General features: G+C 72.5%; 13 protein-coding genes. 11 read left to right on the top strand and 2 right to left on the bottom strand.

The window, feature by feature from the left end:
• Nucleotides 1–262: 262 nt before the first annotated feature.
• Both MFF61_RS06700 and MFF61_RS06695 read right to left on the bottom strand, forming a co-directional pair.
• Nucleotides 263–538 carry a hypothetical protein gene (locus MFF61_RS06700; protein ID WP_238234304.1) on the bottom strand — a complete coding sequence of 92 codons (276 nt, stop codon included), beginning with the start codon at nt 536–538 and terminating at the stop codon, nt 263–265.
• 154 nt (nt 539–692) lie between these two features.
• Nucleotides 693–1022, bottom strand: a complete 330-nt coding sequence (locus MFF61_RS06695; protein ID WP_238234303.1) for a hypothetical protein — start codon at nt 1020–1022, stop codon at nt 693–695.
• A 357-nt stretch (nt 1023–1379) separates the two neighbouring features.
• Here MFF61_RS06695 and MFF61_RS06690 point away from each other — a divergent pair, with 357 nt between their 5' ends.
• The 11 genes from MFF61_RS06690 (at nt 1380) to modC (ending at nt 11643) form a co-directional block, all read left to right on the top strand.
• Nucleotides 1380–2420, top strand: coding sequence for a catalase family peroxidase (locus tag MFF61_RS06690; protein ID WP_238234302.1), 1041 nt, complete (start codon nt 1380–1382; stop codon nt 2418–2420).
• Nucleotides 2421–2442: 22 nt separating this feature from the next.
• Nucleotides 2443–3006, top strand: a complete 564-nt coding sequence (locus tag MFF61_RS06685; RefSeq protein ID WP_238234301.1) for a cytochrome b — start codon at nt 2443–2445, stop codon at nt 3004–3006.
• 149 nt (nt 3007–3155) lie between these two features.
• Nucleotides 3156–3662, top strand: coding sequence for a helix-turn-helix transcriptional regulator (locus MFF61_RS06680; protein ID WP_238234300.1), 507 nt, complete (start codon nt 3156–3158; stop codon nt 3660–3662).
• 253 nt (nt 3663–3915) lie between these two features.
• A complete protein-coding gene (locus MFF61_RS06675; RefSeq protein ID WP_238234299.1) occupies nt 3916–4698 on the top strand; it encodes a sensor histidine kinase in 783 nt (260 codons plus the stop codon).
• 5 nt (nt 4699–4703) lie between these two features.
• Nucleotides 4704–6578, top strand: a complete 1875-nt coding sequence (locus tag MFF61_RS06670) for a PAS domain-containing sensor histidine kinase (protein WP_238234298.1) — start codon at nt 4704–4706, stop codon at nt 6576–6578.
• Nucleotides 6579–6589: 11 nt separating this feature from the next.
• A complete protein-coding gene (locus MFF61_RS06665; RefSeq protein ID WP_238234297.1) occupies nt 6590–7225 on the top strand; it encodes a response regulator transcription factor in 636 nt (211 codons plus the stop codon).
• A 90-nt stretch (nt 7226–7315) separates the two neighbouring features.
• Nucleotides 7316–7696: a response regulator transcription factor gene (locus MFF61_RS06660; protein ID WP_238234296.1), complete on the top strand. Its 381-nt coding sequence runs from the start codon at nt 7316–7318 to the stop codon at nt 7694–7696.
• 359 nt (nt 7697–8055) lie between these two features.
• Nucleotides 8056–8835: a hemerythrin domain-containing protein gene (locus MFF61_RS06655; protein WP_238234295.1), complete on the top strand. Its 780-nt coding sequence runs from the start codon at nt 8056–8058 to the stop codon at nt 8833–8835.
• A gap of 216 nt (nt 8836–9051) precedes the next feature.
• Nucleotides 9052–9852 carry a molybdate ABC transporter substrate-binding protein gene (gene modA, locus MFF61_RS06650; protein ID WP_238234294.1) on the top strand — a complete coding sequence of 267 codons (801 nt, stop codon included), beginning with the start codon at nt 9052–9054 and terminating at the stop codon, nt 9850–9852.
• Nucleotides 9845–10537: a molybdate ABC transporter permease subunit gene (gene modB / locus MFF61_RS06645; RefSeq protein WP_238234293.1), complete on the top strand. Its 693-nt coding sequence runs from the start codon at nt 9845–9847 to the stop codon at nt 10535–10537. Before modA ends, modB begins: the two co-directional genes overlap by 8 nt.
• Nucleotides 10534–11643: a molybdenum ABC transporter ATP-binding protein gene (gene modC, locus MFF61_RS06640; protein ID WP_238234292.1), complete on the top strand. Its 1110-nt coding sequence runs from the start codon at nt 10534–10536 to the stop codon at nt 11641–11643. The genes modB and modC overlap by 4 nt, the downstream gene beginning before the upstream one ends.
• Nucleotides 11644–11781: the final 138 nt, after the last annotated feature.

Genomic DNA, 11781 nt, shown 5'->3' with positions numbered 1-11781 from the left:
CAACGGCATGACGGGAGAGGCGATAGAGCACTTTCCCGCATCGCAGCAAATCAACAGGAGTTGAGCCGCCCTGGCTCGCCTTTGGCCGCGTCGGCATGCCCCAGCAGACTCACCGACGTGGTCACCGGGTCGGCGGCGGACATGATGCGGTAGCACGCGTCCCATCGGGAGCGGCCGGCGAAGGTCCGCTCCGCAGCCGATGCAGGTCATGCGATCGATGCTGGCGTCGCGCCCTTCGAGGGGTGCCGTCCGGTCGAGGCCGCTACCGGAGGAGGGCGCGGTCCGGCCCGCCGGTCTCGTCGGCCTTGTCCTGCTCGAAGGGCGGCAGCTCCGGCCGCTTGGAATTGTCGCTGTCGTCGTCCGCCGCGAGCAGGTCGGCCGAGGGCTGACGCGACTGGGGCGACGTCAGGGCCGGCACCGCGCGCGCGGCCCGGACGCCGTGGCGCTGGTGGTCCGCCAGAGCCGTCGCCCCGCTGGCGAGCAGCAGGCCGGCGATCGTCGCGAGAATCACGGAATGGGGTGCTGTGGAAACGGGCATGACGGAGGTCCTTCTGGAACATGCGTCTCTGCGGACGGCCCCGGCCCGCGCGACCGGCGCATGATCGCCGGACCGGTCGGCGGGGCTCGCCGCCTTCGGTCTGTCAGAGCGATCGGCCCGGATGACCCGGGCCGAGAGCGGAAGGCCGATGCCGCTATTCGGGGATCAGCGCGTCCGCCGGTCCGCCGGCATGGCTGCCGGAATTGCCATAGGCGGGATCCTTCATCGGGCGGACGACCGGAGCCGGGGTGCCGTTCGGGATCAGCGCGTCGGCCGGTCCGCCCGCATGGCTGCCGGCATACTCGTAGGCGCCGCGCGCCGGCGGCGGGGTGACGGGACGCGGCGTCCCGTTGGGGATCAGCGCGTCGGCCGGTCCGCCCGCGTGGCTGCCGGCATACTCGTAGGCACGGCCGGCGCCCTGCGCCATGGCCAGGTTCGTCGTGAGGGTCAGGAGCACGACGGGCAGGATGGAACGAGCGTACATGATCAGCCTCATCTCGTAGCAAGAACCGCCTTCGCGGCCTCTCACGACGAGATACGTCCCGGGCAGCAGAAAGGCATTCATATCGAAGGACTCGGGAGGTATCGAAGCATATGGCCGCGTCATACGCGGGTATGATCGACTGTCGTCTGTTTGACGCAACGTCCGGGTCGTGATCAGGGCTGCGGAGACGTCGCTGGTCTGTGCGGAATCTGCCTTCGGCCGGCACGGGACGGCGGAATGCTCCCAAAAGGCCGGAATCGTGACAGCCGCGGTCGCCGGTCACCGGTACCGGCTACTCCATCACCCCGCTCCCCGGCCCGTCGCCGGGACGGCGGCCTCTGCCGAGGATGATCCGAGATGCGCGAGACCCTCGCCTCTTCCCTGCGCACCCATCTGGGAGCCTACGCCACCATCGGTGCCGTCGTGACGGCCCTGGCCGGCGGCTTCGCCTACACGGCCGGCTGGCTGTCGCCCGGTCGGCTCACGCCGACGAAGCTCGTCGACGCCTTCGCGCCGCCCGGCGGCCCGGCGCTCGGCCATCGCCGCAACCACGCCAAGGGCATCTGCTTCACGGGCGTGTTCGAGTCGAACGGGCAGGGGAGCGTCGCCTCGCGCGCCGCCGTCTTCGCCCCCGGCACCTTCCCGGCGCTGGGCCGCTTCAACCTCGGCACGGCCGATCCGGGCGCGCCGGACGCCACAGTCCGCGTGCGCGGGCTCGGGCTGCAGATCACGGCGGCGAACGGCGAGGTCTGGCGCAGCGCAATGATCGACGCGCCGGTCTTCCCCGTCTCGACCCCGCAGGCCTTCTACGACCTTCTCCTCGCCTCGCGGAGCAAGGATCCGGACGCCCTCAAGACCTTCGCGGGAGCGCATCCCGAATTCGCGGCCTTCGGCGCCTGGGCCAAGAGCGCCCCCTACACGGGCAGCTACGCGGAGGAGCGCTACAACGGCCTCAACACCTTCCTGCTCGTCGCGGCCTCCGGGGCCGAGCGGCCGGCCCGGTGGTCCTTCGTGCCGCAAGGCCCCGTCGTGCCGATCAGCGCCGCCGATTTGGCGGCACGCGGCCCCGATCATCTGGAGAAGGAGATCGCCGAACGGGTCGCCAAGGCGCCGCAGCGCTGGACCGCGCAGCTGACGCTGGCCGATCCGGGTGACCCCACGGCGGATCCGAGCAAAGCGTGGCCGGAGACCCGGGCCACGGTCGCGGTCGGGACCCTGGTCGTGCAGCGGATCGAAGCCGAGCCCGACGGCCCCTGCCGCGACATCAACTTCGACCCGACGGTGCTTCCGGACGGCATCCGCGTCTCGGACGATCCCTTCCCGGCGGCGCGCTCGGCGGCCTACGCGCGATCCTTCGATCTGCGCACCGCCGAAGCGAAGCACTACCCCTCCCGTTGACGATCCCGCGGAGCCGAAAGCCATGACCGGACCCGTACAGACCTTCACGCGGCTGCAGCGCGCCCTTCACTGGGTGATGGCGGCCTCAATCCTCGCCATGCTGTTCATCGGCGTCGGCATGGTCTCGACCGTCGGACCCCAATACCTGTCGCTGTTCACGACCCACAAGACGCTCGGGATCGCGCTGCTCGTCCTCGCGCTCGTGCGCCTCGGCGTGCGGGCGCGGTCCGGCGCGCCGCCGCTGCCGGCCGACCTGCCCCGGCCGCTGCAGCTGGCGGCGACGGCCTCGCACTACCTGCTCTACGCGCTGATGATCGCTCTGCCGCTGATCGGCTGGGGCATGCTGTCGGCGAGCGCCTACCCGATCGTCCTGTTCGGGCCGGTGCGGCTGCCGGCGATCCTGCCGCAGAGCGATACGCTGCGCACCCTCCTCTGGCACGCCCACGTCTACCTCGCCCTGGCGTTCTTCGCGCTGATCCTGCTCCATCTCGCGGCGGCGCTCTTCCACGGGCTGGTGCGGCGGGACGGCGTGCTGGCGAGCATGACGCTGGCAGCGACCCGCCGCGGCGACGCATCCGGGCCGTGACGGGCCGGTCCCGGCCGATACGTGCGTATAGGGCGGACAGACGATCGTGTGGTCCGGCCCGCTTTAAGCACGATGGTACCGGCGTCCCGTCCGCGCGACTCTGGCCGCAGAGCTTGCGGCCCGCGTGGGCCGGCGCACCGGAGACGAGGATGACCATCGGGCAGACCCGCCAAGACCTGTCGCCGGCCGGTGCACCGGCCGGCCTGATCGCCGCCCTCCTGCGCGAAGCGCGCGAGACGCTCGACGTCGACCGCGCCGCGGCCCGCCTCCTGGTGCTGCGCGCCGCCGCGATGCTGGACGCGGCTCCGGAAGCCGCCCCGGGCCGCCTCGCCCCGTGGCAGATCAGGCGGATCGACGCCCACATCGAGGAGAACATCGGGAGCACCATCCCGGTCGAGGCGCTCGCGGCCTGCGCGAAGCTCAGCGCGGGCTATTTCGGGCGCGCCTTCAAGGCGAGTTTCGGCGAGACGCCGCACACCTACATCCTGCGCAAGCGGATGGACCGCGCGCGCCGGCTGATGCGGGAGACCTCCGCGCCGCTCGCCGCCATCGCGCTGGAATGCGGCATGGCCGACCAGAGCCATTTCGGCCGCACCTTCCGGCGCTTCACCGGCATGAGCCCGCATGCCTGGCGCCGCTCGATGGCGCCGGCCTGAGTCCCGCGGCATTCCGGGGACGCAGCGCACCCCGCCGATCCGACGACCGGGCGATCGACCTCAGGCATGATCGACCAGAACCGCGGTGCCAGATGGATTTGCGGCGCGGAAGTCCCGTTCGATCAGCACAGAGCCTGTAAAACCTCCGTATAGTTCCCTCCCCAAGAGCGGCACGGCATTGTCCAGCTTGCCGGGCCGGAACCGAGGGAGCCGCACGGTGTCCGACGGGCGAGGACCGGACGAGGAGGGGCGGATGCCAAGCACGGTGGCGATTCCGGGAGGTCCTGCGGTCGGCGAGGCCCTGGTGCGCGCCGAGGCCGCCCGCACGGCCATGGCCCGCCTGCTGGCGGTCGCCGGCCACGATCTCAAGCAGCCCCTGCAGGTGGCCCTGATGGCGATCGAGCGGGCCGTGTCCGATGGCGTCGCTCCCCGCGCGGCCGCCCGCCTCGGCCTCGCCAGCGACGCGCTCCAGCGCCTCGGGCGCGAACTCGACGATCTCGCCCGCTCCTCGCAGACCGGCGACATGCGCCCCCGCCTCGCACCCGTGCCGCTCGGCCCGCTGCTTGGCGCAGTCAAGGCCGAGTGGCAGGCCTACGCCGAGGCATGCGGCGTGCAGCTACGGGTCCAGGCGACGCGCCTCGTCGCGCGCACGGATGCGACGATGCTCGCCACGATCCTGCGCAATCTCGTCGGCAACGGCGTCAAGTACGCGCGGCCGGGCGGCCGCGTCGTGGTGGGATGCCGGTATCGCGGCAACCAGATCGAGGTCGTGGTCCTCGACGACGGGCCGGGCATTGCGCCCGACAAGCTCGCGAGCCTCTTCGAGGCCTTCGACCGGGGCGGGCGGCGCGACGGCACGGGGCTGGGGCTGGGGCTCCACATCGTGCGCCAGACCGCCCAGGCGCTCGGCCATCCGGTCGGCGTCCAGTCCCGGCCGTGCCGCGGCTCGACCTTCAGCGTGACGGTGCCGCGCGCCGCCGGCCGCCCGGCAGCCGGCGACACGGCGCGGCCTGCACGGCCCGAGACGCAGGGCTGAGACGTATGGCTGAGACGCCGGATGCCGCCCCGTCGCGGATCGCGGCCGTCGCGATCGCGCTCGCGGTGTTCCTGATCGACGTGGCCACGCCCCTCGAAGGCGCGGTGGCCGTCCTCTACGTCGTCGTGGTGCTGATCGCGGCCCGGGCCTTCAGCCGCGGCGGCGTGATCCTCGCCTCGGGCGCCTGCCTTGGCTTGACGATCGCCGCCTATCTGATCTCGCACGATCCGGAGGCGTTCGGCTCGCCGCTGCTGCGCTGCCTCGTGAGCCTCGCGGCCATCGGCATCACCACCGCGCTGGCCCTGCGCCACAAGGCCGATGCCGCGGTGCTGGCCGAGCAGGCCCGTCTGCTCGATCTCACCCACGACGCCGTGTTCGTGCGCGACCGGCACGACGTGATCACCTTCTGGAACCGCGCCGCCGAGGAATTCTATGGCCTGAGCGCCGCCGAGGTGATCGGCCGCGTCGCGCACGAGGTGCTGCAGACGGTGTTTCCGACCGACCGCGCGGTGATCCTCACCGAACTCCACCGCACCGGCCGCTGGGAGGGTGAACTCGTGCAGCGGGTGCGCTCGGGCCGCGCCGTCGTGGTCGAGAGCCGCTGGGCGCTGCAGCGCGACGCCGCCGGCGCACCGCTCGCGGTGCTGGAGACCAATACCGACGTCACCGAGCGCAAGCGCACCTACGCGCAGCTTGTCGCGAGCGAGCGGCGCTACCGCACGATCTTCGACAACACGCGGGTGTCGATCCTCCAGCAGGACTGGTCGGCGGTGAAGGCCGACCTCGATCGGCTCCGGGCCGAGGGCGTGCGGGACGTGGCGGCCTACGCCGCGGCCCATCCGGATTTCCTGGCGCGGGCGCGCCGCAACGTCGTGATCGTCGACGTGAACAGCGTCACGGTGCGGATGCTGCGGGCACCCGACCGCGAATCCCTGCTCGGCCCCCTGGACGATCTCCTGCCCGAGGCGGACCCGACCTTCCCGCTGTCGCTCGCGGCGCTGGCGAACGGGGAGCGGTTCTTCGAGGGCGAGACGCAGGTGCGTACCCATGACGGCGGCAGCGTGCCGGTCCTGTTCGGGGTGAGCTTCCCGGCCGATCCGGCCGATCTCGGCTGCGTGCTCGTCCATGCCCTCGACATCACGGAGCGCAAGGAGGCCGCGGAGGCGCTGCTGACGGTGCAGGCGGATCTCGCCCACGCCGCCCGGGTCTCGACCATGGGCGAACTCACCGCCACCATGGCGCACGAGATCAACCAGCCCCTCGCGGCCGTGGTCACCAACGGCGAGGCCGCCCTGCGCTGGCTGCGGCGGCCGGCGCCGGACCTCGGCGAGGCCACCGACGCGCTCGGCCGTGTGGTGACCAACGGCCGCCGGGCCGGCGAGATCGTGGCGCGCATCCGCGGCTTCCTCGCCAAGTCGCCCCCGCGCCACGAGTCGCTCGACCTCGCCGAGATGATCGGCGAGGCGGCTCAGCTCCTCGAACGGGAGCTGGCGCGCCATGCCGTGATCCTGCGGCAGGAGAACGAGCCCGGCCTGCCGCGCGTGCGCGGCGACCGATTGCAACTGCAGCAGGTGGTGGTCAACCTGATGGTCAACGGCATCCAGGCGATGGCGGCGATCCGCGACCGGCCGCGGGTGCTCACCGTGCGGACATCGCGGCAGGAGGACGGGCCGGTGCGGGTGGACGTGGCCGATACGGGCGAGGGCATCCGGCCGGAGGCGCTGGAGCGGGTGTTCCAGCCCTTCTACACCACGAAGAGCAACGGCATGGGCATGGGGCTGGCGATCTGCCGCTCGACCGTCGAGGCTCATGGCGGGCGGCTCTGGGTCTCCGATGCGGGGCCGGGCGCCGTGTTCCACGTCCTCCTGCCGGTGGACTAGGAGGGTGCCCCGTGACCCGCGCCGCCGCTGCCGCCCCCGCCGCCACGGTCTTCGTCGTGGACGACGACGCGGATCTGCGCGAGGCGCTGGCCGGGCTGTTTCGCTCCGTCGACCTCGCCACCGCCACCTACGCCTCCGCGGCGGAGTTCCTGAACGCGAGGCGGCCGGACGGACCCGGCTGCCTCGTCGTGGACGTGCGGATGCCGGGCCTCAGCGGGCTCGACTTCCAGGCGCAGCTCGCCGATCTGGGCATCCACCTCCCCATCATCCTGATGACCGGCCACGGGGACATCCCGATGTCGGTGCGGGCGATGAAGGCCGGTGCCATCGATTTCCTGGCCAAGCCCTTCCGGGACCAGGACATGCTCGACGCCGTCACGGCCGCGCTCGCCCGCGACGCCGAGCGCCGCAGCCGCGACTCGGGCCTGCAGGCGCTGCGGACGGCCTACGACACCCTCACGGCCCGCGAACGGCAAGTCCTTGCGCACGTCACGGCGGGATTGATGAACAAGCAGATCGCCGGCCTCCTCGATCTGAGCGAGATCACGGTCAAGATCCACCGCGGCCATGTCATGCGGAAGATGGGCGCACGATCGCTGGCTGATCTCGTCCGGATGGCGGAAGCGCTGTCGATCAAGCAAACCTGAGTATGATTCCGCCGGATCGTCATGGGGTGCATATCGGAGTCCGGCTTCCTCACGCTCGGTCAGCTGGCCGCGAGCGGCGCAAGGCACACGATGTCCGACACCCCGACCATCGCTATCGTGGACGACGACGAGGCCGTCCGCACCGCCACCGCGAGCCTGGTGCGCTCGCTGGGCTATGCGGCGCGGACCTACGCCTCCGCGCTGGATTTCCTGCAGGATGGCCAGGGCGCCTGCCCGGATTGCCTCATCACCGACGTGCAGATGCCCGGCATGACGGGCGTCGAGCTGCAGGAGCGCCTGCGGGCCGAAGGCAGCACGCTCCCGGTCATCGTCGTCACCGCCTTTCCCAGTGAGGCCATGCGCCAGCGCGCCCTCGCGAGCGGCGCCTGCGCCGTCCTCGAAAAGCCCTTCGGGGGCGACGTCATGGTCCGGTCGCTCCAGTCCGTGCTGGAGGGCGGTCCTCTGTCGTGAGCCGCCCGGATGCCCTCAGGCGCCTCGGGCGCCGACGGCCGCGGCGGCTTCGATCGCGATCATGGCCCCGGGATCGTAGAGCGCTCCGACTTCCGCGATGGGGTCGGCGGGATAGGAGACGGCCGCCGACTGGCTGCGTGCGGAGGCCCCCTTCTCCGCCCCCCGGCCTTCCAAGCATGGCAGCCGGGCCGAAGCGCAATGAGACCGGGGGAAGCCGGGTGAGCGTCGCGGAGGCCGGACCGTTTCGCGGCGGGCGAGCCGCCCGATCCCGATGACTCGCCGGGGACCGCCAAGCCGTCCTGCGCGGAACACCTTCAATTCGGCGTGAGTTTGGAAGGCGCCACCTGAGGAGCATGCGTATGGACATCTGGCAGCTCACGACGCGCGACCACGCCAACATCACCGCCCTCGTTCGCGAAATCCCCTACGCGCTGAACGGGCCGGGCGTGATCCGAAGCCGCGAACGCCTGCTGGCCGACCTCATCGACGAGCTGCACGCGCATGCGGCGGCCGTCGAGGCGAGCCTGTCGGAGCCGCTCGGCGCCCACGCTCAGGGGCAGGCCCTGCTGGATACGCTGCACCGCGAGCATCGACAGATCGCGCAGCAGCTCGATGAACTGGCGGCGTGGCGCGGCAGAAGCAGCGAAGGCTGGCTCAACACCTTCGAGGACGTGACCTATCTGCTCGACCAGCACCTCCATCGGCACGGCAACGAGCTGTTTCCGCTGGCGCGCCAAGTCCTGTCGCCGGACGAGGTGCAGGCGGCCACCCGGACGTTCGTGCGGACGAAGATGCGTGCCCTGCAGGCGGGCTCGCACGCACCGTCCTGGCCGGCCGCGTCGGGCGGCGTGTTCGGGGCCGTGGCGGTGGGGCTCGCGGCGGCGGCCGTGGCGGCGATCGTCTGGCGCTCCGGGCTGCTGCGCGGCGGGGCGGGCGGGGGCTCGCCGCGCGGGCGCAGCGACAGGCCGGAGGGCATCGGCAGGGGCAAGCCGCGGGCCGACCTCGCGGCGGCCTCGGCGCCCGGCAACCGGGTGCCCGGAGAGGACCTCCGGCGCCGCCAGGACCGGCTTCTCGACGAGGCTCTCGAAGAGACCTTCCCGAGCAGCGATCCCATCTCCCCCCACCAGATCACGCGGTAGCGCGACCGCCGGGCGGGGCGGTCCCTTCCTCATCCTCGGCGACTGAGCCCGGACGCAGCTCCCCCGGCTCAGGGTCGCCTGCAGGCTTGCCCCTCGGCCCGGCCGCTGCCAAACCCGGCGGACGGGCCGTCTCCGGGCGCGGGATCCCCGCCGTTCCGCAACGCACGGCCCCTCCTGCCCGTCCCGCCGTCCGAGGCAGCTGAGGATCGAGGTGACATGACCACGCTCACGCGCACCGGCTTCCTGATCGCGCTCGCGGCCTTCATCGGGGCCGACCCGGTCCGCGCCGCCGCGCCGCCGACGGTGTTCGCGGCCGCGAGCCTGAAGAACGCGCTGGACGACATCGCCGGCCGCTACGCCCAAGAGGGTCAGGAAGCCGGCAAGCCCGCGCCGCGGATCTCCTACGCGGCCTCGAACACGCTGGCCAAGCAGATCGAGCAGGGCGCGCCGGCCGACCTGTTCTTCTCGGCCGATCTCGACTGGATGGAGTACCTCGCCCGGAAGGATCTCATCCGCCCGGACACGCGGGTGAGCCTGCTGGCCAACAGCATCGTGCTGATCGCCCCCAAGGGATCGGCCACCCGCGTCACCCTGGGGCCCGACCTCGGCACGGCGCTCGGCTCCGGCCGGCTCGCGATGGGCAACGTCGAGGCGGTGCCGGCCGGCAAGTACGGCAAGGCCGCGCTGGAAAAACTCGGGGCCTGGGCCGGGGTGAAGGACCGGATCGCCCAGGCCGAGAGCGTGCGGGCGGCGCTGCTGCTGGTCTCGCGCGGCGAGGCGCCGCTCGGCATCGTCTACGCCACCGATGCGGCCGCCGACCCGAACGTGACCATCGTCGCCGCCTTCCCGCCGGACAGCCACCCGCCGATCGTCTACCCGGTGGCGATCACCCGGGAATCGACCAACCCCGACGCGGCGGCCTTCCTGGCCTATCTGCGCGGCCCCGTGGCGAAGGCCGCCTTCGAGCGGCAGGGCTTCACGGTGCTCAACCGCGCGACCACCGCGGGCCGTGAGTGACTGGCTGACCCCGCAGGAATGGACGGCGCTGCGCCTCAGCCTGCTCGTCGCCACCACCGGCACGCTGGCGAGCCTGCTGCCGGGCCTCGGGATCGCCTATCTGCTGGCGCGCGGCCGGTTCTGGGGCAAGACCGTCCTCGACATGCTGGTCCACCTGCCGCTGGTGCTCCCGCCGGTGGTCACCGGCTACCTGCTGCTGCTCGCCTTCGGCCGGCGGGGGCCGGTGGGCGCGCTGCTGGCCGAGTTCGGCATCGTCTTCGCCTTCCGCTGGACCGGCGCGGCGCTCGCCTGCGCGGTGATGGGGTTTCCCCTGCTGGTGCGGGCGATGCGGCTGTCGATCGAGGCCGTGGACGGGAGGCTGGAACAGGCGGCGGCGACGCTCGGGGCCAACCGCCTGCAGGTGTTCGGCCTCGTGACGCTGCCGCTGATCCTGCCCGGCATCCTCGCCGGCACGGTGCTGTGCTTCGCCAAGGCGATGGGGGAGTTCGGCGCGACCATCACCTTCGTGTCGAACATCCCCGGCGAGACCCAGACCCTGCCCTCCGCCATCTACACCCTGACCCAGGTGCCGGGCGGCGAGGCCGGGGCGCTGCGGCTGACGCTGATCTCGATCGCGGTCTCGATGGCGGCGCTCGTCCTGTCCGAGGTCCTGGCCCGCGGGGTGGCCCGCCGGCTCGCCGCATGAGCGCGCTCACGGTCGCGGTGGAGCACCGGCAGGGCACGTTCCGGCTCGTGGCCGCCTTCGAGGCGCCGGGGGGCGTGACCGCCCTGTTCGGGCCGTCGGGCTCGGGCAAGACCACGCTCGTCAACATCATCGGCGGCCTCGTGCGTCCGCAAGCCGGCCGCGTCGAACTCGCGGGCGAGGTGCTGGTGGATACGGCGACCGGCCGCTTCGTGCCCCCGCACCGCAGGCGGGTCGGCTACGTCTTCCAGGAGAGCCGGCTGTTTCCGCATCTCAGCGTGCGCAGCAACCTCCTGTTCGGCCGCCGTCTGGTGCGGGCCAAGGACGGGATCGGCTTCGACGACGTGGTGGGGCTTCTCGGGATCGAGCCTCTGCTCGGCCGGCGCCCGAACGGGCTGTCGGGCGGCGAGCGGCAGCGGGTGGCGATCGGCCGGGCGCTGCTCGCGCGCCCGCGGCTCCTCCTGATGGACGAGCCCCTGGCCGCCCTCGACGAGGCCCGCAAGGCCGAGATCCTGCCCTTCCTGGAGCGCCTGCGCGACGCGGCGCGGGTGCCGATCGTCTACGTGTCGCACGCGCTCGCCGAGGTGGGGCGGCTCGCCGACCGGATCGTGGTGCTGGAGGCCGGACAGGTCGTGGCCGCCGGCCCGGTCGCCGAGGTGACGGCGCGCCTCGACGTCGTGCCGCTGCGCAGCGAGCGCGAGGCCGGCGCCGTGCTGGCGGCGCGCGTGGAGGCGCATGATCCGGCCTTCGCGCTGACGCGGCTCGCCACGGAAGCCGGCCCCCTCTACGTGCCGCTGCTGCCCCGGCCGGTCGGGGCGGGCGTGCGGGTGCTGGTCGCGGCGCGCGACGTGACGCTGAGCCTGCGCCGGCCGGATGGCACGAGCGCGCTCAACGTGCTGGACGGCCTTGTGGCGGAGATCGGTCCGGTGGACCTCTCGGATCCGGCGGTCGCGGTGCGGCTCGATTGCGGCGGGGCCTCGCTGATCGTGCGGCTGACGCGCCGCTCGCTCACCGAGATGGGTCTGGCGCCGGGGCTCCGGGTCTTCGCCGCGGTGAAGAGCGTCGCGCTCCTCGACGCGCGCATTCCGTCCGATCTCGGCCGCCTCTGACCCAGAGTTCCGGACGCGGCCCGCGGATGCGGCGGTCCTGCGAACCGCCACTTCCGCCCTCCGCCGGCCTGGACAACAGGGTGTGTCCGACGAACGATCTCCGCCTCGCGGCCGATGTCGATGCGGGCGGCTCGCCGG

This window comes from Methylobacterium isbiliense (assembly GCF_022179325.1).
GTDB classification, from domain to species: domain Bacteria; phylum Pseudomonadota; class Alphaproteobacteria; order Rhizobiales; family Beijerinckiaceae; genus Methylobacterium; species Methylobacterium isbiliense.
The sequence above is the reverse complement of the archived record's forward strand: the minus strand, read 5'-3'. Positions and strand labels throughout refer to the sequence as shown.